Source organism: Chloroflexota bacterium, from assembly GCA_020850535.1.
Lineage (GTDB): Bacteria > Chloroflexota > UBA6077 > UBA6077 > JACCZL01 > JADZEM01.
Map to the genome: position 1 here is coordinate 1 of JADZEM010000222.1, position 22,990 is coordinate 22,990.

Genomic DNA, 22,990 nt, shown 5'->3' on the forward strand with positions numbered 1-22,990 from the left:
GTCGCTGCGCGACGGCCGCCGGGAACGGCAGGCACTGGTGCGACTGGAGCGTCGCGCAGCGACTGCAGGATGGTAGGCGGGGACTTCAGTCCCCGACCGCCCGTTCCATGATGCTTCGGGGACACCAATGAACATGCAATCGCCCTGAGCGTCCTCCCGTTGTCGAACATGATGCGCCGAGCAATCGAGCGTGCTGGTCACCTACCTGATTCCGGTCGGCGACGCCGTCACGACACTGGAGGCCGCCCCGGCTGGCGCGGCGACCGGCCAGTTGCCGCCGGGCGCCGTCTCGCGCTTCGAGTCACGGCTGCGCTTCGACGAGGCTCCTGGCCAGTACCGAGTCGGGCAGATGCTCCAGACGTACGCGCCGGGCGCGTGGACCCTGTCCGAGATGGGGAAGGCGTGGCTGTCCGGGAACACGGGCAGCACGGCGGCCGTGGTGGCGGTCTCGACGGTCGTCGGGAGGTAGCCGCCCGGCGGGCTTGAGGCGCGCTCCAGGGGCCGTTCTGACCCCGGGGCCGCCCCGTACCCGGTCCGAGGGTCCAGGGTACGACCTGACAGGTTCGAACGAACCACCCAATGTAGCTATTGTCAGATAAAACTGTATGACAATCTTGACAGGACATCCCCGACTCGTCAGAATGCTGCCAGGTGACTGACGATGTCTCTCGGGCGTGATGTGCGTGCGGATTCGTGTGCGACATCCAGCGCCCTGGCGCTGTGAAGCGCCCAGAACTCCCGCCGCGAGGTGCGCCGCGTCAGTTGTCTCGTTGTCTGGCCGCCCGGAACGCCTCACTGTGGAGGAGACGCCGTGCCGAACGAGCATCGAGTCGAACGGACCCTGCCCACCGCGCTGAGTCGTCGTCGCTTTCTGACTGCCACCCTGATCGCTGCCGCCGCGACCGCCGTTGCTGCGTGTACGCCAGCCGCTGCGCCAGCGTCGGCCCCAGCGCCCGCAAAGCCGGGCGAGGCGGCGAAGCCAGCCGAAGCGGCCAAGCCGGCCGCTGCCGCGAACCCGGCGCCGGCGGCGAAGGGGCCAAACACGACGCAGCCCATCACCATCAAGTTCTGGCATCAGGAGTCCGATCCGAAGTCCGTCAAGCACGTCGAGGAGATGGCGGCGCAGTTCAAGCAGACCCATCCGAACGTGACCGTCGAACCGACCGTGCTCGGCTGGGCGGACATGGAGACGAAGCTCCTGGCGGCGCACGCGGCCGGCTCACCGCCAGAGTTGGTGAACGGGTTCAATCAGGGCATGGCCTGGGCTGTTGGGCGGGATCTGGTCAGGCCACTGGACGACGTCTACGAGGCGGTGAAGGCACGGACCCCCTGGCACGAGATGTTCGTGGATTGGGCGCGCTGGGACGGCAAGGTCTGGGGGCTGCCCTGGACCTGGGGCACGGACATGCTGCTGATCCGCAAAGATCTCTCGGATCAGGCCGGCCTCAAGGAGCCGACGACCTGGGCCGAGTGGCACCAGTGGGCCAAGGCGCTGACCACCAACGACCGCTACGGCATACACCTCGCGGGCAACGCCGCGCTCTGGTTCAACGAAGACGTCTTCGAGTTTGTGGGCGGCAACGGCGGCTCGCTGTGGGACAAGGACGGCATGCCGGCCCTGGTCAGCGACCAGATGGCGGCGGTCCTGGACTACTACAAGCAGATTCAGGACGTGCTGCCGCCGGGCTGGCTGGCAGATGGGTACGTCGAGACGATGAACACGATGGCGCTCGGCAAGGCCGCCTCGGCGCGGCTCTGGGGACGCTCCATCGGCTACCTCTCGCAGTACGCCCCCGCCGACAAACAGAATCCCGAGACCTACAAGATGATCCAGATGCCGCTCGGGCCGAGCGGCAAGGTCCGGGTGACCCAGTCGATGGACGACACGATGGTCATCCACAAGAGCTCGCCGAACCCGGAGGCGGCGGCTGAGTTCCTGAGTGAGGTCATCTACAAGCGCGAGAACATGCGTGACTTCTGTCTGACGGTGCCGGTCCACCTGAACCCGCCGATCAAGGGCGTGGAGGATGACGCGGCCTACAAGGACAACGCCATCGTCAAGAAGTGGGGAAGCTGGATCGACGTGCAGAACAAGAACCTGGCCGAGCAGCACGCCCGTCCGCTCTTCCTGCTGAACGAGACGGACAAGAAGATCCCCTGGGCCACGGACGTAGCGAACGCCGGGATCATGGGCGAGATGGTGACGGCAGTGGTGTCGAAGGGCGTCTCGCCGGCCGAGGCTATGAAGTCCGGCCAGGAGAAGGCTCTCGCGATTGTCAACAACGCCAAGGCGACGATCAAGAAAGCCTGATCTTCCGGGGTGTCGGGTTCTGGGTTTCGGGTTTCAGTGGCTGCCGCGCGCACGTCCTGAAACCTGAAACCTGACACCCAGAACCCCGCACACGGGAGTCTCGATGAGCGTACTGCCGCGCGCGTCTCTGAGCGTTCAGCCTGCTGGCCTCGTCATGCGGATCCGTACCAGCAGGGATTTGCCGGGCGTGATCCTGGTGCTGCCGGCCGTCCTGACCCTGACCGCCCTGCTCGGCTACCCGGTCCTCTACAACCTCTGGCTGGGGTTTCAGCAGAAGCACACGATCCAGCCAGTCGGTACCTGGGTTGGGCTCCAGAACTACGCGTTCTTCCTGCTGAATGACCGACAGTTCTGGGACAGCTTCTGGCTCGGACTGCTCTACGCCATCGTCACCGTGGTTGCCCAACTGGTGCTGGGGATCGGGGCGGCGCTGCTGCTCAACGAGGACTTCAAGGGGCGGATGCTGGTCAGAGGCGTTGCGCTCTTCCCGTACATGATCCCGATCACCCTGTCGGTGATCATCTGGCGCTGGGTCTTCAACAACCAGTACGGCATCGCCAACCACCTGATCGTCGGGACGGGGATCACCGCCCGCCCGCCCCTCTGGCTCGGGCCGGACTGGATCTTCTGGACCCTCTGCATGATCAGCGTCTGGACGTTCTTTCCGTTCGTGCTGATCTCGATCCTGGCGCGCCTCCAGACGGTCCCGCCCGAGCTCTACGATGCCGCGAAGGTGGACGGCGCTGGAGCGGTCGGCAGGTTCATCCACATCACGCTGCCGCAGATCCAGACGGTGCTGTTCATCGTGATCCTGCTGCGGTCTGTCTGGATGTTCACCAAGTTCGACATCGTGTGGATGTGGGGCGGCCAGTCCTATGGAGGCCTGGGCGAGTTCGTCCGAATCCTGCCGATGTACACCTACCACCGCATCTTCGGGCTGTTCCAGGCCGGCGAGGGCGCTGCACTGGCGAACATCATGTTCTTCATGCTGCTCGTGGCAGCGTACTTCTACTTCCGCTACTTCCAGACCGACGAGGCACACGCATGATCGGTCAGGCCGCCGCTCCCGCTCCGTCGCCTGCATCGGCGCCGGCGTCGTCCCCCTGGCTGACTGGTGCTCGTGCGCGCAAGCTCGGGTACCAGGTGATGATCTACACTGGCGCCGCGCTGCTCACGGGCTACTGCGTGGTGCCGCTGGTCTGGATGCTGCTCACCTCGCTGAAGCCGCCGGGTGAGGTCATCACCTACCCGCCGGCGATCCTTCCCCGCGAACCGACACTGCGGAATTTCCGGCTGCTGTTCGAGGAGTCGCTGATTCTGACCTTCCTCTGGAACAGCATCGTCGCGGCGGTCGGCTCCACCGTCCTGAGCATCCTGATCGGCACGCTGGCGGCGTACAGCCTGACGCGGTATCGGTATCCTGGCCGCGGCAAACTCGCCACGCTGATCCTGCTCGGGTACATGTTCCCGCCTATCGTGCTGATCATCCCGTTCTTCGTCTGGTTCAAGGCCATCGGCCTGACAGACAGTTACATCGGGCTGACGGTGACCTACGTGGCCCTCGGGCTGCCGTTTGCGACGTGGCTGCTGTGGGCGTTCTTCCAGAGCATCCCGCTGGAGCTTGAGGAGGCGGCCTGGATCGACGGGGCGACGCGCGCTCGGGCGATCATCCACGTGGTGCTGCCGCTCTCGCTGCCGGGCGTGATCGCGACCTCGATCTTCACGTTCATTGTGGCGTGGAACGAGTACCTGTTCGCGCTGATCCTGATGAACACGGACCGCATGAAAACGCTGCCGGTCGGGCTGGCGGACCTGTTGAACCGTCCGATGACGGACTGGGGCGTCATCATGGCGGCCGGCGTGGTCATTACCGTGCCGGCGCTGCTGTTCTTCATCCTGACGCAGAACTACCTGGTCAAGGGCTGGGGCGCCGGCGCGGTGAAGGGCTGAGTGAAGGCGTAGCGAGGCCCGGCCCTACGCGGCCAGATGCTGTTGCAGGGCAGCCAGCACGCGCTCTCGGACGGTGTCGCGGTCGGCGGCGGCGTCGACCACCAGCCAGCCCGGCGCCTGCGCCAGGGTGTGGTACGCCGCCCGGGCCGCCGCCAGCAGATCCAGGCGCGTCTCGTAGGCGTCGCGGGCGGTCGTCTTGCGGGCCAGGGAGACCTCGGGCGCGATGTCGAGCAGGATCGTCAGGTCGGCGGGCGGCAGACCGCGCTCGACCTCCCGCATCCAGGCCATGTCGAGCCCCTGCGCCGCGCCGTAGGCGATCCCCGACGCCGAGTAGCGGTCCACGACGATGGCCGTCCCGGCCGCCAGCCAGGAGCGCAGCTCGGCGGCGCGCTCCCAGCGGTTGGCGGCGTAGAGCAGTTGACGAGCCTCGGCGGGGTAGGCGCGCTGCCCCGAGAGAAACGCGGTGATCTCCTGGCCGAGCGGCGTGCTGTAGTCGGGAAAGCCGGTCTGCTCGGCGGGGACACCGTTGGCGCGCAGGGTCTCGGCGAGCCACTGGCAGACGGTCTGCTTGCCCGCCTGATCGATGCCCTCAATGGCGATGAGCTTGCCGGCCAGCTGTTGCACGCGCTGTTCACCCCTGTCGTGTCCACTGCCCACCTTCAGGCCTGATGTTGCCACGCTGCGGGCGGGCAGGATGATGCCATGTCGGCCTCGCGGCCGGCCCGCCTCAGCGCGGAACGTTCTTGTGTACCGAAGCGATGCGCGCACCGATGCAAAGCCCCGCGGGCAGTGTGCGACGCATGCTCTGGACGATGGACAAGGGGATTGCCAACGTTCGTCTGCATCTGAGCCAGATTCTGGACGCTGATCCCGCCGGGCACGTGCTTGTCGTCAGCGAGCGATCAATCCGCAGGCGCTGACCGAGGAGCCTCCGAACGAACGGCTGCGTGTTGGGCCCGTCAGACGCGTGCTTCGATTGCAGAAGAGGCCGCGTCAACGACCATCGACGTTCCGAAGGATAGAGGCTCGTCCCCAGCATTGCGGTGTGCCGTGATGCCGCGCGTTCGAGTTGACAGCGGGCCTGGGCGTCCCGTACACTGCCCCGCAACAAGTGCATAGCAAACGCGTTGACGGGGACCAGTACGGTTGCCGTGTTGCTCAGAGAGCCGGGGGCAGGTGTGAGCCCGGTGCATCAAGCAGCCAGAACTCCCCCCCGAGCGGCCGATGCGAACGGCGTAGCTGCCCTCACTGGACAGCCGGAGCCAAGTAGCTGACGACGGAGTGGCGCACGAGAGAGCGCCAAGAGTGGATGCGCCGCGAGGCAGCGTCAACCAGGGTGGTACCGCGAGTAACTCTCGTCCCTGTCGGGCGAGGGTTTTTTTGTGGCCTCCGTCTGACGTCCCTGGCCCCACGACACACGGCGGTGTGGTGGGTGAGCTGGTCGCCGCGCGCATCAAGCCGGGTGGTACCGCGAGTGGCCCTCGTCCCGTGCAGGCGAGGGCCACATTGTGTGCGTGTTGGATCATGGGTCTTGGGTCATGGTGGCGTGCGATGGCCGCGCGTCACGGCGGATCCCCAACACCTACGACCCAGGACCTATCACCCAGGCGGGGAGAGACGGGATGCGGTTGAACGGGTCGCAGATCCTGAGCAAGGCGCTCCACGAAGAGGGCGTCGAAGTCATTTTCGGCATTCCGGGCGGCACCATCATGCCGCTCTACGACGAGATGCACAAACATCCCATGCGGCACCTGCTGGTCCGGCACGAGCAGGCCGCCGCGCACATGGCCGACGGTTACGCCCGCGTCAAGCGCGACGTCGGCGTGTGCATGGGCACGTCCGGCCCGGGGGCCACCAACCTCGTCACCGGCATCCTGAACGCGCACATGGACTCATCGCCCATCGTCGCCATCACCGTCAACGTCCCCTCGGCGATGATCGGCACGGACGCCTTCCAGGAAGCCGACATCTCGGGCATCACCATCCCGGTCACGAAGCAGAACTACTTCGTGCGGCACACCCGCGATCTGGCGCGCATCGTCAAGGAAGCGTTCTACATCGCGCGGCACGGCCGGCCGGGGCCAGTCCACATCGACATCCCGAAGGACGTCCTCCTCAACGAGGCCGACTTCGTCTACCCGACCGCTGTCGATCTGCCGGGCTTCCAGCCGACGTTTGAGGGCAGCCTTGTCCAGATCCGCAAGGCCGCGCGCCTCATCGAGCGGGCCAGGCGGCCGGTCATCATCGCCGGGCAGGGCGTGCTGATCTCGCAGGCCAGCGCGGAGCTGCTCGCCTTCGCCGAGAAGACCGACATCCCGGTGGTCAACACGCTGCTCGGGCTGTCCAGCTTCCCGCAGTCGCACCGGCTGTACAACGGCTGGCCCGGCATGCACGGCTACGTCTACTCGTCGTACTCGGTCGATCAGGCCGACCTGGTCATCGGCATCGGCAACCGCTTCGACGACCGCTTCTGCGGCAAGTTCTCGGCGTTCGCGCCCAAGGCGAAGATCGTCCACATCGATATCGACCCGGCTGAGATCGGCAAGAACGTCCGCGTGGACGTCCCGATTGTGGGCGACGTCAAGCGCGTGCTCAACAAGTTGACGCCGGAGATCGGCGAGTGCGAGAGCCACGACGAGTGGTTTGAGCAGATCGCGGAGTGGAAGCGCGAGTTCCCGCTCAAGCAGTACCCGGATGACACCCCGCACCTGTTCACGCCCCAGGTCATCAACGCCATCACCAAGGCGACAGACGGCAAGGCGTACATCGTGGCGGATGTCGGCCAGCACCAGATGTTCGCGGCGCAGTACTACCCCTTCGAGGAGCCGGGCCAGTTCCAGACCTCTGGCGGCCTCGGCACGATGGGCTACTCGCTGCCGGCGGCCATCGGCGTGCAGGTGGCGCGGCCAGACAAGGAAGTGTGGGCCATCGCCGGCGACGGCTGCTTCCAGATGAACCTGCAGGAGCTGGCCGTGCTGATCCAGGACCGGGTGCCGGTCAAGATCGCCGTCGTCAACAACGGCTACCTGGGCATGGTCCGCCAGTGGCAGCAGTTGTTCTGGGAAGGCAACTACCAGCACGTCGATCTGGCGACGGGCACGCCGGACTTCGTCAAGCTGGCCGAGGCCTACGCGATCCCCGGCTGGCGCGTGACGAAGCCGTCTGAGCTGAACGCCGCTATCGCGGCGGCGCGGGCGCATCCTGGCCCGGCCCTGGTGGAGTTCTGCGTCTACCGGGAGGAGAACGTCTTCCCGATGGTCCCGTCGGGCGCGGCCCTCTCCGAGGTCATCCCGGATACCCCGTACGTCCCCGCTGCGATTGCCACGCCGATCCCGGCCGCCGCGCCGGCTGCCCCGGCGGCGCCAGCCCCGGTTCACGCGTAGGAGGCTCTCCGTTGAAGCACACACTGGTTGCCACGATGGCGGACGGGCCGGCCGTCCTGAACCGGGTGGTCTCGCTGTTCCGGCAGCGGGGCTTCGCCATCGACTCGCTGACCATCGGCAAGACGCACGAGCAGCACGTGATGCGGCTCACGATGGTGGTGGACGGCTCCAAGACGGCCGTCGAGCAGGTCATCAAGCAGTTGTACAAGGTCATCGAGGTCCGGAAGGTCTCGGACCTGACCGAGGACCAGACGGTCGAGCGTGAGCTGGCGCTGGTCAAGGTCACGTCGAAGTCGACCACGCTCCGGACCGAGATCCTGCAGATGGTGGATGTCTACCGGGGCCGTGTGGTGGACATCTCGACCAACTCGCTGACCGTCGAGGTGACCGGCCCGACGGACAAGATCGACTCGATGATCTCGATGCTCCGGCCGTACGGCATCAAGGAGATGGTGCGGACGGGGCTGGTGGCGATGGCGCGCGGCGTCATGGCTGGCCAGGAGAAGGGGCGCGAGGCGCTCCGCCTGCGCGAAGTATCCTAGCGAGGGTCACAGGTGGTAGGTCTTGGGTCATGGGGGAGCACGATGCTCTCTCTGGGTGGCGCAAGACTGAGCACAGAACCCCTATAACCCACGATCCAAGATCTATGACCCGTCATTGGAGGGGATTGTTTTGGCACTCAACGTGTATTACGAGTCCGACGCCGACCTGTCGCTGCTTCAGGGCAAGAAGATCGCCGTCATCGGCTACGGCAGCCAGGGCCACGCGCACGCGCTGAACCTGAAGGAGAGCGGCTGCGACGTTGTCGTCGGGCTGTACGAGGGCTCGAAGTCCGCTGCGAAGGCGAAGGCTGACGGCCTCACCGTCCTGAACGCGGACGAGGCGGCCAAGGCCGCCGACATCATCATGATCGTCACGCCGGACGAGTCACAGAAGGTGATCTTCGAGCGCGACATCCTGCCGAACCTGAAGGACGGCGACACCCTGATGGTGGCGCACGGCTTCAACCTGCTGTACGGCCTGATCACCCCGCCGGCCAACATCGACGTCTCGATGATCGCGCCGAAGAGCCCGGGCCACCTGGTTCGCGACCAGTACGTGATGGGGAACGGCGTGCCGGCCCTGCTGGCGGTCCACCAGGACTACACGGGCAACGCCAAGCGCACGGCCCTGGCGTACGGCAAGGGCATCGGCTCGGCGCGGGCCGGCATCGTCGAGACCAACATCAAGGACGAGACCGAGACCGACAACTTCGGCGAGCAGGCGGTGCTCTGCGGCGGCGTCAGCGCCCTGGTGCAGGCCGGCTTCGAGACGCTGGTCGACGCGGGCTACGCGCCGGAGCTGGCGTACTTTGAGTGCCTGCACGAGCTGAAGCTGATCGTGGACCTGTTCTACCGTGGCGGCCTCAGCCTGATGCGCTACTCGGTCAGCAACACGGCTGAGTTCGGCGACTACTACGCCGGGCCGCGCATCGTGGACGAGCACGTCAAGGAGAACATGCGGCAGCTGCTCCGCGAGATCCAGGATGGCACGTTCGCCAACACCTGGATCCTGGAGAACGTGGCTGGCGCGCCGAAGCTCAAGGCGATGCGCGCCCGTGGCGCCGAGCACCAGATCGAGAAGGTCGGTGCGGAGCTCCGCGCCATGATGCCGTTCATTCAGAAGCAAGCCTGATGTAGGGTCATGGATCGTGGGTCCTGGGTGGTGGGGACGCCTCCCCTCCCCAGGACCTACGACCTGCGATCCAACACCCCCGGAGAGACGACCGTGGCACACGTACGCATCTTCGACACGACGCTGCGCGATGGGGAGCAGTCGCCCGGCTTCTCGATGACGTCTGAGCAGAAGCTCCTGTTTGCCAAGCAGCTCGAGCGACTGAATGTGGACGTGATCGAAGCCGGGTTTCCGGCCGCCTCCCCGGATGACTTCGCCGCCGTACAGCAGATCGCCCGCGAGATCAAGGGGCGCATCGTCACGGGGCTGGCGCGGGCCGTCCCCGAGGACATCGACACCCTCTGGGAAGCGGTGAAGGTCGCGGAGAACCCGCGCCTGCACACGTTCATGTCAACGTCGGACATCCACCTGGAGCGGCAGTTCCGCATCTCGCGCGAAGAGGGCAAGGCGCGGGCGGTGGCGATGGTGGCGCGCGCCAAGGCGTACTGCTCGGACGTCGAGTTCTCGCCGATGGACTCGACGCGCTCGGACTGGAACTACCTGTACGAGGTCATCGAGGCCGTCATCGAGGCTGGCGCGACGACGATCAACATCGCGGACACCGTCGGCTACGTGATGCCGGACGAGTTCGGCGAGCTGATCGCGGGCGTCTGGGGCAAGGTCAAGAACGCCGACAAGGCGACGATCTCGGTCCACTGCCACGACGACCTGGGCATGGCCGTCGCGAACTCGCTGGCGGCGATCCGGGCTGGCGCGCGGCAGGTTGAGGGCTGCATCAACGGCATCGGCGAGCGGGCCGGCAACGCCTCGATCGAAGAGGTCGTGATGGCGCTGAAGGTCCGCAAGGACTTCTACACCGGCTTCGAGACGCAGATCGACGCGACCCAGTTCTGCCCGACCAGCGACATGCTGGCTGAGTTCACGGGCCAGGGGCCGCAGCCGAACAAGGCGATCATCGGCCGGAACGCCTTCGCGCACGAGTCGGGCATCCACCAGGACGGCGTCCTCAAGGACACGACGACCTACGAGATCATGACGCCGCAGTCCGTGGGCCGCGCCGAGAGCAAGCTGGTCATGGGCAAGCACTCCGGCCGCCACGCGCTGCGGGTGGAGCTTGGCAAGATCGGGTACGCGGTGGGCACCTACGATCTGCTGGAGGCGTTCAAGCAGTTCAAGCTGGTGGCCGACCACAAGAAGGAAGTCCTCGAGCCCGACCTGCACGAGATCATGAAGGCGGTGCAGTCGGTGGTCGCCGTGCCCGCGCGTTAGCCGCGCGCGGCTTCTGCTTCTGACAGCGCCCTCACCCCTGGCCCGCTGCGCGGCGCGATTCTCGGCCGCGCAGCGGGCCGGGGGTGAGGGCTTTCTCGTGATGCCACACTGGCCTGTGAGGGAGTGACACTATGCCAGCCAAGAAGAGGTTCAAGATCGTCGTGCTGCCGGGCGACGGCATCGGCCCCGAGGTGGTAGCCGAGGGCGTGAAGGTGCTTCGCGGCGTCGAGCGCCGCTTCGGCCACACCTTTGACCTGGAGGAGCACACCGTCGGCGGCGCAGCCATCGACGCTTACGGGACGCCGCTGAAGCCGGAGACGCTGGCCGCCGCGAAGAAGGCGGACGCCGTGCTGCTGGGCGCGGTCGGCGGCCCGAAGTGGGACGATCCGAAGGCGGAGGTCCGGCCGGAGCAGGCCGTGCTCGGGCTGCGGAAGGGGCTGGGTCTCTACGCCAACCTGCGCCCGGTCCGCACCCTGCCCGCGCTGATCGACAACTCGACTTTCAAGCCGGAGGTCATCGCCGGCGTCGATCTGCTGTTCGTGCGCGAGCTGACGGGTGGCACCTACTTCGCGAAGCCGAAGAAGATCTGGCAGACGAAGTCGGGCACGCGGGCCGTGGACACGACCCTCTACACCGAGCAGGAGATCGAGCGGGCCGTGCGCGCCGCCTTCGAGCTGGCGAAGGGCCGCCGCAAGAAGGTGACCTCGGTGGACAAGGCGAACGTGATGGCGACCTCGCGGCTCTGGCGCATCGTGGCCGAGCGGGTGGCCGCCGAGTACCCGGACGTCGAGTTCGGACACATGCTGGCCGACTCCTGCGCGATGCACCTGACCCGCCGCCCGACGGACTTCGACGTGGTGGTGGCCGACAACCTGTTCGGCGACCTGCTCACGGACCTCGCGGCGATGCTCGGCGGCTCACTCGGGATGTTGCCGTCTGCCAGCCTCGGGGCCGGCCGGGCCAGCCTCTACGAGCCGATCCATGGGAGCGCCCCGGACATCGCGGGGAAGGGCCTTGCCAACCCGCTGGCAACCATCCTCAGCGTCGGGATGCTGCTGCGGCACGGCCTCAAGCTGGAGGCCGAGGCGACGGCCGTCGAGACGGCAGTGCTCCAGGCGCTGGATCAGGGCTTGCGGACCCCGGACACGGCCCGGGCCGGCGAGCAGGCGCTGCTCTGCGCCGAGACCGGCGACCGCATCGCGCAGTCGGTGCTGGAAGGGCAGGCGGCCGTCGCCGTGTGACGGCGGGGTGGGTCATGGGTCATAGGTCGTGGGGGACAATGATGGAGCGAATTGCTCCCCACGACCCACAACCGGTCACGTTCTTGGCCGCCCGCGCCACGTAGCAGCGCGTCGCCTCGGCGTCCTGGCGCTGCCGGATCTCGAAGCCGGCATCCAGCACCAGCGCGTCCTCGGGCCCCATGACCCGCACCGCGGCCCGGAGCAACGCCCACTCGTGAGCCGCCGTGCTCGGATCCTGGACATCTGCCCGCACGAACGCCAGCGGCAGCCCCAGTCGCTGCGTGCCGACGCTGCCCACCCGCGCGACCAGCCCGACCGGGATCGCCGGCAGGGCATTGCCGGCCGGCCCGTGGTCGTGGCTCGTCGCCAGGCCCTGCGAGCCACCCGGTCGTTTCGTCGAGTTTGAACACCCCGACGGTACACCACCGCGTGGCTCGTTTGCTGTCCCCCTCCTCTCCGCCAGCCCCGGACGCCAGCTGTTACCGGAAAGTAGAGTCAAGCCCCGCCTGCCTGTCTTACCATGTTCTGGGAACGCCAACGAACATGCAATTGCCCTGGCCCCTGCGCGACAACACCGAGCCTCTTGCGCCGGTCTCCGTGAGTCTCCTACACGCTCTTCCAGTCTCGGCGGCGGCCCTGGTACGCCAGGATGCGGCTGTAGCCGGCCGCCCTGAGATGGTCCAGCGCGAGCGGGAAGTCCCGGGCGACCTCCTCCGGCGCATGGGCGTCTGAGCCGAGGGTCACGGGCACACCGGCCTTCCGGCAGGCCGTGAGCAGGTCCAGGTGCGGGTACAGCTCAGCCACGGGCTTGTGGAGGCCGGCCGTGTTGACCTCGATGGCGACGCCGGCGGCGGCCAGCCCTCGCGCCACGCGTGCGTACAGGTCGGCGGTGTCCTTGCGGGGCCGGTGCCCGAACTTCTTGACGAGATCGAGGTGGGCCATCGTGTCGAAGTGGCCGCTGTCCGCCGCCCGCAGCACCAGCGAGAAGTAATGCTCGTACAGCTCGTCGATATCCCAGGTGTCGTAGCCGGCCAAGTAGCGGCTGTCGTCCATGCCCCAGTCCCCGATGAAGTGGACGCTGCCAAGCACGTAGTCCCAGGGATAGCGGTCGAGGATGCCTTTGAGGGTCGGCTCCTGGTCCGGGATGAAGTCCGCTTCGACGGCCAGGCGGATGGTGATGTCCGGGTAGGCGGCCCGGATCTGGAGCACGTCCTCAACGTACCGGTCGAACTCCGGCTCGGACATGGCGAGCTCAGGATCGCGCTCGTCCGTGGGGAGCCAGTACAGAAAGATGTGGTCGGAGAAGCCCATCTCGGGGAGGCCGCTCCTGATGGCCTGCTCGACGTAGGCGGCCATCTCGCCGCGCGCGTGGCCGCAGCGGGCGGTGTGGATGTGGTAGTCGACCAGATCGAGACGGGCGGTCACAGGCTCCTCCAGGAGTTGTCAGCATTCAGTTCTCAGTTGTCAGATGGGGCTGTCATCCCGACCGCGGCGAGGAACGAGCGGTCACCACCCGTCATCCCGACCGCGGCGAGGTACGAGCGAAGTAGAGGGATCTTCTTCGCGTAGTCGCAACGGGGAAGATCCCTCGACTCCACTCGCAAGCTCGTTTCGCTCGGGATGACGGAGGTGTCGTCAGCTTCGATGACGGGGGTGGCGCCGGCCTCGATGATGGGGGTGGCGCCGGCTTCAGCGTGGCGGAGTGTGGGCCGCGGCCTCGGCGTGCTACCGAGAGGGTACCCTCCGCTGATCGCGGATCGCTGATCGCTGACACCTCAACACTGACAACCGATCGCTGACGACTCACAACGGGCACGCCTCGAAACCGGCCCTGTGGCCGGTGTACCCTGTCGGGACTACCATGGAGGGGAATACCATGAAGGTGTCCCACGCGGTTGGGGAAATCCTCAAGCGCGAAGGTGTTGACTTCATCACCGGGTACCCGGTCAACCACATTCTCGAAGGCGCGGCGGCCGCCGATGTCCGGCCGATCATCGTGCGCCAGGAGCGTGTAGGCCTGCACATGGCCGACGCCGTCAGCCGGACCACCTCGGGCAAGAGGCTCGGCGTGTTCGTGATGCAGCACGGGCCAGGCTCCGAGAACGCCTTCGGCGGCGTGGCTCAGGCCTATGGCGACTCCGTGCCGATCGTCGTCCTGCCGATGGGGTTCCCCCGCAACCTCCAGAACATCTCCCCCAACTTCAGCTCGCTGCTGAACTTCCAGCACGTGACGAAGTGGGTGGAGCAGGTCTCGCTCCCGAACGAGATCCCGAACGCCCTGCGGCGGGCCTTCACCCAGGCGCGCAACGGCCGGCCCCGCCCGACCATGATCGAGATCCCCTCCGACGTGATGACGGCGGAGATCGCGGACGACTTCCACTACGTCCCCACCAAGGCGTTGAAGGTCGGTCCGGACCCAGATCTCGTCAAGGAAGCCGCCGAGGCGCTGATCAACGCCCAGCGGCCAGTGATCTACGCGGGCCAGGGCGTCCACTACGCCGAGGCGTGGCCGCAGCTCAAGGAGCTGGCCGAGCTGCTCCAGGCGCCGGTCACCACCAGCATCCAGGGCAAGAGCGCCTTCCCCGAGAATCATCCGCTCTCGCTGGGCTGCGCCGGCCGCTCGCTGCCGCGCGCCGCCTGGGAGTTCCTCCAGAACTCGGACGTGATCTTCGGCATCGGGTGCAGCTTCTCGTCCACCAACTACGGCACGACGATGCCGAAGGGCAAGACGATCATCCATGCCACGCTCGACTCGCTCGACCTGAACAAGGACGTCGAGTCGCAGCACGCCATCATCGGCGATGCCGGCCTGATCCTGGACGCGCTTCTGCTGGAGCTGAAGGATCGGCTGAAGAGCAAGCCACACGGCCGGGGCGGCGAAGTGGCGGCGAAGGTCGCCGAGCTGCACGGCAAGTGGATCGAGGACTGGACCCCGAAGCTGACGGACACCTCCGCGCCGATCAGCCCGTACCGCGTGATCTGGGACATGCTCCACACCCTCGACGTCCCGAACACGATCATGACGCACGACGCCGGCAGCCCGCGCGACCAGATCGTCCCGTTCTGGAAGCCGACCACGCCGCTGTCGTACATCGGCTGGGGCAAGACGACGCAGCTCGGCTACGGCCTCGGGCTGGCGATGGGCGCGAAGCTGGCCCACCCCGACAAGCTGTGCGTCAACTTCTGGGGCGACGCCGCCATCGGCTTCACGGGCATGGACTTCGAGACGGCCGCCCGCGAGCGGATCCCGATCATGTCCTGCTTGATGAACAACTTCTCGATGGCCATCGAGCTGAAGGTGATGCCGGTCTCGACCGAGAAGTACCGCAGCACCGACATCAGCGGCAACTACGCCGACATGGCCAAGGCGTTCGGGTGCTACGGGGAGCGGATCACCGATCCGAACGAGATCGTCCCGGCGCTCAAGCGCGGCATCCAGAAGACCCAGGAAGGCGTGCCGGTCCTGCTGGAGTTCCTGACCCAGAAGGAAACGAACATCTCGACGTTCTGAGGTTCTGGGTTTCAGGCTTCGGAGTCTGGGTTTCAAGGGGGGGCCGGGCGACCGGCCCCCTCTCGCTTTGCCGCGTGTATGACGCCGTCTTCCGTCGGGTGTGAGTCAGGGCCACGTTCGCGGTATGATGCCAGCCTGCCCCCGAGGCCGCGTTGGCGCGGCCGGGGAGCACCACGAAGGAGGGGTGCGATGGGCGTCGGTGACAAGCTCACCGTCTACAACCCCATGGGGTTCCCGCCGAAGGTCACCCACAAACCGTTAGCCCCGCGTCTGGACACGCTGGACGGCAAGACGGTCTACCTGGTGGACTGCCGCTTCGACGACTCGGACATCTTCCTCAAGCAGATGCAGGCGTGGTTCGCCGAAAACCTGCCGAGCGTCAAGACGGTCTTCAAGCCGATCAACAGCGTCTACACCAAGGACGATCCTGACACCTGGGCCGAGATCAAGGCCAATGGAGATGCCGCCGTCATCGGCGTCGGTCATTGAAGCACCTGTGCGCCGGCGGTCGCCGTGCATGGGATGAGCATCGACGGCAAGTACGCGGTACCCACCGTCGCGGTCCATACGGACATTTTCTACCCGGTCACCCAGAGTGTGGTGCGGATGAACGGCATGCCGCGCATGCGGCAGGTCTACGTCCCGCAGCCGATCATGGGCAAGACCCCCGCGCAGCTCCGCGCCTACATCGACGGCCCCGACATGAAGACGGGCAGGCCGTTCATGCAGGAAGTCATCGAAGGGCTGACGCGGCCGCTCGACAGCCAGGACGTGAAGGACAGCTCCTTCGACCGCTCCACGCCGCGCCTGCTGGAGCCGGACACCGAGGAGAACCTGCGCCGCCTCTTCGAGGAGAGCAACTGGACAGACTATCTGCCCATCGTGCTGCCGACCGAGGAGCGCGTCGAAGAGATGCTGCGGCACACCAGCCGCAAGCGTGACGAGATCATCGGGCGGATGCGGCCCACCCACTTCCGCGAGTACTGGGCCTACGACGTCGAGAAGGTCGCCGTCAACGCCGTCATGGCCGGCGCGAAGCCAGAGTACTTCCCGGTGATCCTGGCGATGGCCGCCAGCGGCGTCAGCGCCCGTGGGAGCACCACCAGCTCGGCAGCGGCGATGGCCGTCGTCAACGGCCCGATCCGCCACGAGCTGAACATGAACTCCGGCATCGGGGCGATGGGGCCGTACAACCACGCCAACGCCACCATCGGGCGGGCCTGGGGACTGCTCTCGACCAACCTCCAGGGCGGCTCGACGCCAGGGCTCACCTACCTCGGCTCGCAGGGCAACAACTACGCCTACACCAGCATCACCTTCGCCGAGAACGAGGAGCGCAGCCCGTGGAATCCGTTCCACGTGCAGCACGGGTTCAAGGCTGAAGAGAGCGCGGTCAGCCTCTTCCGAGGCGCGCGCGCCACGTCGTTCACGCTCGGCCTGCGCGAGCGGTTCTGGGAGAAGCACGTCATCAACCTCGTGCGCGGCTTCGATCCGCACACCGAGATCGTGTTCGTGCTCGACCCGATCACCGCCCAGCAGTTCGTGGATCGCGGCAACTTCACCACGAAGGAGCAGCTGATCGAGTGGGTCCACAAGAACGCCACGATGGAGTCTGCTGAGTACTGGGACTACCAGCTCATCCAGAACTACATCTACCCACGGGCCACCTACGGCGAGGAGCCGTTCGCGTCCCGGCTGGCGGTGCCCGAAGGCCAGGATCTGCCGATGTTCCTGGACGACGAGATCCACGTCACCGTCGTCGGTGGCGAGACGAACGGGTACTGGCGGATCATGGCGGCCGGCTACGGCGGCACGTTCGCCGTGGACCCCTGGCGGTAACGTATCGGTTCACCCCTCACCCGCGCGACGCCCCTCGGCGCGAGGGAAGGCCCTCACCCCCCCCGCCCCCTCTCCCTGTGCGCGGGAGAGGGGGAGCCGGATTGGTTCTCGACGGTAGCACCACACGCGATAGGTTACGGATCGTGCTGAACAACCGCGCGGACTCCCCCTCTCCCGCGCACAGGGAGAGGGGCGGGGGGTGAGGGCCAATCCTGACAACTGAGAGCCTGATGACTGACTTCGACATCGTGGTTGTGGGCGGCGGTATGGCCGCCCTGACGGCCGGCCTCTTCGGGGCGCGGGCCGGCCGCTCGACGCTCGTCCTGGAGCCGGCCGTTCCGGGCGGGCATCTCGTCAACATCACCAGGATCGAGGACTTCCCGGGCTTCCCGGACGGCGTCTCCGGCTACGAGCTGGGGCCGAACACCCAGCTGCAGGCCATGAACGCCGGCGCCGAGTTCGCGATGTCCGAGGTCACCGCGCTGACGCCGGCCGCTGGCGGCGGCTGGCGGGTCACGACCGCCGATGGCGAGTACCAGGCCGGGGCCGCGATCGTGGCGTCTGGCTCGCATGCCCGCACGCTCGGGCTGCCGGGCGAGGAGCGCTTCGTCGGGCGAGGGCTGAGCCACTGCGCCAGTTGCGACGCGCCGCTCTTCCGAGGGCAGACCGTTGGCGTGGTCGGCGGCGGCGACTCCGCCCTGCAAGAGGCCCTCACCCTGGCCGAGCACGTCGGCAGGGTGGTCCTCTTCCACCGTGAGAGCTCGCTCACCGCCCAGGACATCTACGTCCAGCGCGTCCAGAACGAGCGCACGATTGAGGTCTGCCCGCAGACCGAAGTCCGCGCGATCCTCGGCGAGGAGGAGATCGTGGGCGTCCAGGTCCGCGACCTGCCCACCGATGCCGAGCGCACCGTCGAGCTGAGCGGCCTGTTTGTCTATGTCGGACTCATCCCCAACACCGGATTCCTGGGCAGCCTGCTCGATCTCGACGAGGCCGGCCGCATCCCAACCGACCTCTGGATGCGGACGAGCCTGCCCGGCCTGTTTGCCGCCGGCGATGTCCGCCGCGACTCGGCATCCCAGGCGATCACCGCCGCCGGCGACGGCGCAACGGCCGCCATCGCCGCCGACCGCTACCTGCGAAGCCTCGTTCGGGGCTGACGCAGCCGCCCGATTCCAGCCCGCCCCATCCCCCAACAGAGGAGGAGCGTTCCCCGCAGCAGACACCGACATCCTGTCTCGCCAACCGTGTAGGCCCCAACCGTGTAGGCCGACGAGCACGCATGAGGTCGTGATGGCGGGGAGCTGTCACGAATCGTGGAGGGGAAGCAACGATGCAGTCCTCATCTTCCACGCATGTCAGTCGACGCCGACTGATGCTCCTGTTGGGTGGCAGTGTGGGCATGGTCAGCCTGACCGCCTGCCTCCGACGTGACGTAGCGCCGAACCCGGCGTCAGACGCCGCCAAGCCGGCCGCGCCAGCGGCAACCCAGGCGCCGGCCGCCCAGACGAAGCCTGCCGAGTCGAAGCCCGCCGCTGCCGCGCCGGCCACGGCTGCGCCGGCGGCAGCCGCCAAGCCGGCTGCCGAGGCCCCGAAGCCCGCAGCAGCAGCCGGCACGCCGAAGCGGGGCGGAACCATCACGCTGGCCGTGCAGAACGACTGGCTCACGTTCGACAACACCCTCAACACCGCGTCGGACGGCACCCACTTTCTGATCTTCGATCCGCTGGTCTTCTACGAGCGGAACGACAAGGGCCAGTGGGAGTACACCCCGGGCCTTGCCGAGAAGTGGGAGCTGAAGGACAACGAAGCGACCTTCTGGCTGCGGAAGGGCGTCAAGTTCCACGACGGCAGCGACTGGAACGCCGAGGTCATGGTCTGGAACATCACCCGGGCCATCAACGAGCCGAAGTCCGTGGCGAAGGGCGTCATGGGCGGCATCGACTGGAAGAACCCGGCCGTCATCGTCGATCCGTACACGGTCAAGCTGAACCTGACCGGCCCGACCCCGACGCTCCTCCAGCAGTTCAACGACTCGAACGCCTACATGATGTCGAAGGCGGCCTTCGACAAGACGGGCGCCGATGGGCTGACGGCCAACCCGGTCGGGACTGGACCGTTCAAGTTTGGCGAGTGGAAGAAGAACGACCGCGTCATCATCAACCGGAACGAAAACTACTGGATGAAGGACGCCTCCGGGCAGCAGCTGCCGTACCTCGACAGCATCACCACCCGCCTGATCATCGACGACTCGGTGCGCATCCTGGAGATGAAGGCCGGCACCATCGACTTCACCGAGCTGATCCAGGGCAAGGACGTCGCCGACACGAAGGCCGATCCGAAGCTGAACTACCTCGAGGCCGACTGGGACGGCAACGCCTACCGCCTGATCTTCAACGCCCAGGGCGGCAAGTTCCACGACAACGTCAAGCTGCGGCAGGCGGCGCTCTACGCCATCGACCACGAGGCGCTGTCGAAAGCGCTCGGGTCTGGCATCGGACGGGCCGAGAAGTACTTCCCACGGCCCGGCTCGCTCGGCTACGACGAGAGCCTGCCGTACTACTGGTACGACCCGGCGAAGGCGAAGGCGCTGATGGCCGAGGCCGGCTTCGCGGGCGGCATCGACGTCGAGTTCCTGGTCATCGCCCGGGAGGTGGACAAGCTCCAGGCCGAGATGCTCAAGTCGATGTGGGACGCCGTCGGCATCCGGACGAAGGTCGAGGCGCTGGAGCGGGTCGCCATGAACCAGCGGCTGCTGACGGGCGGCGCCGAATTCGACTTCACGACGACGCGCGGCGAGAGCCAGGTCGGCGATCCCGACTCGGACTTCCGGGCGCACTTCTGGTCGAACGGCAACTTCGCCAAGGCACGGCTGAAGGATCCGGAGATCGACGCCCTGATCCAGTCGGCCGCCGGCACCTACGACAACGCCAAACGGGCCGAGGAGTACAAGAAGCTCCAGCGGATGCTGTTCGACAAGGCGGTGTACGGCTACCTGTGGACCCAGAACTGGAACTGGGTCAACAACAAGCGACTCCAGGGGGTGCCCGCGCCGATGGGCAGCCTGTGGAATTTCCGTACGGCGTGGGTCACATCCTAGCGAGTGGCCGGCAGCCCCTGACCCCGACGAATGCCCGTCACCCCCGACCCGCTGCACGGCGCAACTATCGGCTGCGCCGACATCATCTCCCGCACACAGGCAGTGGGGGAGCAGTTCCAACAGCGTGACAGGCGGCAGATTCGCAGGGAGGCGTGCAAGTGCCCATGTCATCCTGAGCGTAGCGAAGGATCTCACTCACGAGCGTTCCACCGTCGCGTCAGCGGGTGAGATCCTTCACTACACTCGCAAGTTTGTTCCGTTCAGGATGACATGAGTACTGGCGCGCATCGGTCCGAAACAACCGCCTGTCGCTGCTGAATACCTGTTCAGCCCGGAGCGCGTGCCGGGGGTCAGGGATCTTCCACTCCTCGTGCCGCTCCGTCTGGAGGCATACAGCTCAATGTCTCGTTTCATCGCTCGGCGGTTCGTGTCGATGGTGCCGCTCCTGCTCCTGGTGAGCGTCATGGCGTTCTCGCTGGTGCTCCTGCTGCCCGGCGACCCTGCCCTGGCGATCCTTGGGGAGGAGCGCGCGAACGCCGACAACAAGTCGGCCTACTACGCATTGCGCGCCGAGATGGGCCTGGATGACCCGATCCCATTGCAGTACCTGAACTGGGTCGGGCGGGCGTTGCGCGGCGATCTCGGCATGTCGATCCGCAACAAGACGCCGATTGCCGAGACGCTCGGATCGCGCATCCTGCCGACCGCCGAGCTGGCGATTCTGGCGGCCATCATCTCGGTGCTGATCGCCTTCCCGGCCGGCATCATCTCGGCGCTGCGCCCGAACTCCCTGGCGGACGCCGGCGCGACGCTCGCCGCGCTGGGCGGCGTGGCGGTGCCGCACTTCTTCCTGGGCATCCTGCTGATCTACGCCTTCGCGGTCTGGCTGCGGGTGCTGCCGCCCTCGGGGTACGTCGCCCCCTGGGAGAACCTGGGCGACAACCTCCGGCTGATGCTGTTGCCGGCGTTCACCGTGGGCACCGGCCTCGCCGCGATCCTGATGCGGCAGATCCGCTCGGCGCTGATCGAGGTGCTCAACCAGGAGTACATCATGACGGCGCGCTCCAAGGGCCTCGGTGAGCGCGCCGTGGTCATCGGGCACGCCCTCAAGAACGCCTCGATCCCGGTCATCACGATCATGGGGCAGCAGGTCGGCACGCTGATCGGCGGGGCCGTCGTCACCGAAACGATCTTCTCGATCCCGGGCATGGGCCGCCTGATCGTCGAGTCGATCTCCTTCCGAGACTTTCCGGTCGTGCAGGCGGCGGTGCTCTTGCTGGCCCTCTCGGTGCTGATGGCGAACCTCGCCACTGACATCATGTACGGGTTCCTCGACCCGAGAATTCGGCACGACTGATGATTGGACAGGCTCCCACCGTTGAGGCTGCGCCGTCGCCGGTGTTGCCCATGCCGGCCGCTGCGCCCCGCCGACGCCTGATCCAGTGGCGTCGCCTCTCGCCCCGCATCTGGATCGGGCTGGGCGTCGTCGGGATGATGATCTTCCTGGCCGTCACCGCGGACTTCCTGACGCCCTACGATCCCAACTACCAGGACTACACGGCGCTCCGGCAGGCCCCGAGCGCCGACCATCCGTTCGGCACCGATCAGGTCGGGCGGGACGTCTACTCGCGCGTGATCTACGGGACGCGCATCTCGCTGCTGGTCGGCGTGATCGCCGTCGGGATCGGGATGACCGCCGGCGTACTGGTCGGGCTGGTGGCCGGCCTCTACCGGGGCTGGATCGACGAGGTCCTGATGCGGGTGATGGACGCCATCCACGCCTTCCCGGCCCTGGTGCTGGCCCTGGCCATTACGGCGGCCCTTGGGACGGGCATCGTCAACATCATGATCGCCATCGGCATCGTCTACATGCCGTCCTACGCGCGGCTGGTACGGGGGCAGGTGCTCTCGGTCCGCGAGCGCGACTTCGTGATCGCAGCCCAACTCCTCGGCGCGAGCATCCCCCGGCTGATGTTCCTGCACATCTGGCCGAACGTGACCGCGCCGATCATCGTGCAGGCCTCGCTGAACGTGAGCACGGCGATCCTCACCGAGGCCTCGCTGAGCTTCCTGGGGCTGGGCGTCCGCCCGCCGACGCCCAGCTGGGGATCGAGCCTGCAGGGCGGCTACCAGTACCTGAGCACGGCCCCGTGGCTCTCGATCTACCCCGGCCTCGCGATCTTCATCGCCGTGCTGGCCTTCAACCTGTTCGGCGACGGGCTGCGGCAGTTGCTGGACCCGCGCCTGCGCGGCCGCGGGCAGGCCTGACGGCGGAGCGGTCAGCGGTCAGCGGTCAGCGGTCAGCGGTCAGCGGTCAGCGGTCAGCGGTCAGCGGTCAGCGGTCAGCGGTCAGCGGTCAGCGGTCAGCGGTCAGCGGTACGAGTATGTCAGTGAAAACGTGCAAGTTGCAGTTGTCATCCTGAGCGCAGCGAAGGACCTCACCCGCTGACCGTCAACTGCCGCACCAGACAATGGTAAGCGACGTTAGCGCCTCACCATGTCATCCTGAGTGAAGCGAGCTTGCGAGCACAACGAAGGATCTCACCCACCAACACGACACGTGACGGTCAGCGGGTGAGATCCTTCGCTACGCTCAGGATGACAACTGGAACTCGCACACTTTCACCGACATACTTGACTGACGACTGACGACTGACGACTGACGACTGACGACTGACGACTGACGACTGACGACTGACGACTGACGACTGA

General features: G+C 66.7%; 19 protein-coding genes. 16 read left to right on the top strand and 3 right to left on the bottom strand.

All coding sequences use genetic code 11. From position 1 onward, the window contains the following. The first annotated feature begins 190 nt into the window (after positions 1–190). The 4 genes from IT306_30915 (at position 191) to IT306_30930 (ending at position 4,261) form a co-directional block, all read left to right on the top strand. On the top strand, positions 191–469 hold the full coding sequence (locus tag IT306_30915; protein MCC7372865.1) for a hypothetical protein: 279 nt from the start codon (positions 191–193) through the stop codon (positions 467–469). 342 nt (positions 470–811) lie between these two features. After that, positions 812–2,311 (top strand): extracellular solute-binding protein, encoded by a 1,500-nt coding sequence (locus IT306_30920; GenBank protein ID MCC7372866.1) that lies wholly within the window; start codon positions 812–814, stop codon positions 2,309–2,311. Positions 2,312–2,414: 103 nt separating this feature from the next. Further along, positions 2,415–3,359 carry a sugar ABC transporter permease gene (locus IT306_30925; GenBank protein ID MCC7372867.1) on the top strand — a complete coding sequence of 315 codons (945 nt, stop codon included), beginning with the start codon at positions 2,415–2,417 and terminating at the stop codon, positions 3,357–3,359. Next, positions 3,356–4,261, top strand: coding sequence for a carbohydrate ABC transporter permease (locus IT306_30930; GenBank protein ID MCC7372868.1), 906 nt, complete (start codon positions 3,356–3,358; stop codon positions 4,259–4,261). Before IT306_30925 ends, IT306_30930 begins: the two co-directional genes overlap by 4 nt. 24 nt (positions 4,262–4,285) lie before the next feature. Here IT306_30930 and tmk read toward each other — a convergent pair whose 3' ends face one another. Next, on the bottom strand, positions 4,286–4,885 hold the full coding sequence (gene tmk / locus IT306_30935) for a dTMP kinase (GenBank protein MCC7372869.1): 600 nt from the start codon (positions 4,883–4,885) through the stop codon (positions 4,286–4,288). Between the two features lie 998 nt (positions 4,886–5,883). Here tmk and ilvB point away from each other — a divergent pair. The 5 genes from ilvB (at position 5,884) to leuB (ending at position 11,828) form a co-directional block, all read left to right on the top strand. Next, positions 5,884–7,644: a biosynthetic-type acetolactate synthase large subunit gene (gene ilvB, locus IT306_30940; GenBank protein MCC7372870.1), complete on the top strand. Its 1,761-nt coding sequence runs from the start codon at positions 5,884–5,886 to the stop codon at positions 7,642–7,644. A gap of 11 nt (positions 7,645–7,655) precedes the next feature. Continuing rightward, a complete protein-coding gene (ilvN, locus tag IT306_30945) occupies positions 7,656–8,186 on the top strand; it encodes an acetolactate synthase small subunit (protein ID MCC7372871.1) in 531 nt (176 codons plus the stop codon). Positions 8,187–8,316: 130 nt separating this feature from the next. After that, positions 8,317–9,318: a ketol-acid reductoisomerase gene (gene ilvC, locus IT306_30950; GenBank protein ID MCC7372872.1), complete on the top strand. Its 1,002-nt coding sequence runs from the start codon at positions 8,317–8,319 to the stop codon at positions 9,316–9,318. 9 nt (positions 9,319–9,327) lie between these two features. After that, the gene (locus IT306_30955; GenBank protein MCC7372873.1) at positions 9,328–10,587 is read left to right on the top strand and encodes a 2-isopropylmalate synthase; all 1,260 of its coding nucleotides are present in this window, start codon (positions 9,328–9,330) and stop codon (positions 10,585–10,587) included. A gap of 131 nt (positions 10,588–10,718) precedes the next feature. Next, positions 10,719–11,828 (top strand): 3-isopropylmalate dehydrogenase, encoded by a 1,110-nt coding sequence (gene leuB, locus IT306_30960; GenBank protein MCC7372874.1) that lies wholly within the window; start codon positions 10,719–10,721, stop codon positions 11,826–11,828. Positions 11,829–11,847: 19 nt separating this feature from the next. On the opposite strand, the gene IT306_30965 is transcribed toward leuB, so the two are convergent. Together IT306_30965 and IT306_30970 are read right to left on the bottom strand one after the other, a co-directional pair. Next, positions 11,848–12,327 carry a hypothetical protein gene (locus tag IT306_30965; protein ID MCC7372875.1) on the bottom strand — a complete coding sequence of 160 codons (480 nt, stop codon included), beginning with the start codon at positions 12,325–12,327 and terminating at the stop codon, positions 11,848–11,850. Positions 12,328–12,434: 107 nt separating this feature from the next. Next, on the bottom strand, positions 12,435–13,235 hold the full coding sequence (locus tag IT306_30970; protein MCC7372876.1) for a histidinol-phosphatase HisJ family protein: 801 nt from the start codon (positions 13,233–13,235) through the stop codon (positions 12,435–12,437). A gap of 469 nt (positions 13,236–13,704) precedes the next feature. Here IT306_30970 and IT306_30975 point away from each other — a divergent pair, with 469 nt between their 5' ends. From IT306_30975 to IT306_31005, 7 genes are all read left to right on the top strand, one after another. Further along, entirely contained in the window at positions 13,705–15,339 is a 1,635-nt protein-coding gene (locus tag IT306_30975; protein ID MCC7372877.1) for a thiamine pyrophosphate-requiring protein, read from the top strand. Between the two features lie 189 nt (positions 15,340–15,528). Next, positions 15,529–15,828 (top strand): hypothetical protein, encoded by a 300-nt coding sequence (locus IT306_30980; GenBank protein ID MCC7372878.1) that lies wholly within the window; start codon positions 15,529–15,531, stop codon positions 15,826–15,828. 33 nt (positions 15,829–15,861) lie between these two features. Continuing rightward, positions 15,862–17,178, top strand: a complete 1,317-nt coding sequence (locus IT306_30985) for a hypothetical protein (GenBank protein ID MCC7372879.1) — start codon at positions 15,862–15,864, stop codon at positions 17,176–17,178. Between the two features lie 230 nt (positions 17,179–17,408). Then, a complete protein-coding gene (locus tag IT306_30990) occupies positions 17,409–18,338 on the top strand; it encodes an FAD-dependent oxidoreductase (protein ID MCC7372880.1) in 930 nt (309 codons plus the stop codon). A gap of 215 nt (positions 18,339–18,553) precedes the next feature. Further along, entirely contained in the window at positions 18,554–20,278 is a 1,725-nt protein-coding gene (locus IT306_30995) for an ABC transporter substrate-binding protein (GenBank protein ID MCC7372881.1), read from the top strand. Positions 20,279–20,678: 400 nt separating this feature from the next. Next, positions 20,679–21,635: an ABC transporter permease gene (locus IT306_31000; GenBank protein MCC7372882.1), complete on the top strand. Its 957-nt coding sequence runs from the start codon at positions 20,679–20,681 to the stop codon at positions 21,633–21,635. A 50-nt stretch (positions 21,636–21,685) separates the two neighbouring features. Then, positions 21,686–22,546 (top strand): ABC transporter permease, encoded by an 861-nt coding sequence (locus IT306_31005; GenBank protein ID MCC7372883.1) that lies wholly within the window; start codon positions 21,686–21,688, stop codon positions 22,544–22,546. The last annotated feature ends 444 nt before the right edge of the window (positions 22,547–22,990 follow it).

What these genes read in the sequence shown, in the direction of transcription:
- IT306_30980 (MCC7372878.1), top strand. Translation starts at nt 15,529, where the DNA reads ATGGGCGTCGGTGACAAGCTCACCGTCTACAACCCCATGGGGTTCCCG.
- ilvB (MCC7372870.1), top strand. Translation starts at nt 5,884, where the DNA reads ATGCGGTTGAACGGGTCGCAGATCCTGAGCAAGGCGCTCCACGAAGAG.
- IT306_31000 (MCC7372882.1), top strand. Translation starts at nt 20,679, where the DNA reads ATGTCTCGTTTCATCGCTCGGCGGTTCGTGTCGATGGTGCCGCTCCTG.
- IT306_31005 (MCC7372883.1), top strand. Translation starts at nt 21,686, where the DNA reads ATGCCGGCCGCTGCGCCCCGCCGACGCCTGATCCAGTGGCGTCGCCTC.
- IT306_30975 (MCC7372877.1), top strand. Translation starts at nt 13,705, where the DNA reads ATGAAGGTGTCCCACGCGGTTGGGGAAATCCTCAAGCGCGAAGGTGTT.
- IT306_30925 (MCC7372867.1), top strand. Translation starts at nt 2,415, where the DNA reads ATGAGCGTACTGCCGCGCGCGTCTCTGAGCGTTCAGCCTGCTGGCCTC.
- IT306_30985 (MCC7372879.1), top strand. Translation starts at nt 15,862, where the DNA reads ATGAGCATCGACGGCAAGTACGCGGTACCCACCGTCGCGGTCCATACG.
- IT306_30990 (MCC7372880.1), top strand. Translation starts at nt 17,409, where the DNA reads ATGACTGACTTCGACATCGTGGTTGTGGGCGGCGGTATGGCCGCCCTG.
- IT306_30995 (MCC7372881.1), top strand. Translation starts at nt 18,554, where the DNA reads ATGCTCCTGTTGGGTGGCAGTGTGGGCATGGTCAGCCTGACCGCCTGC.
- IT306_30930 (MCC7372868.1), top strand. Translation starts at nt 3,356, where the DNA reads ATGATCGGTCAGGCCGCCGCTCCCGCTCCGTCGCCTGCATCGGCGCCG.
- IT306_30955 (MCC7372873.1), top strand. Translation starts at nt 9,328, where the DNA reads ATGGATCGTGGGTCCTGGGTGGTGGGGACGCCTCCCCTCCCCAGGACC.
- leuB (MCC7372874.1), top strand. Translation starts at nt 10,719, where the DNA reads ATGCCAGCCAAGAAGAGGTTCAAGATCGTCGTGCTGCCGGGCGACGGC.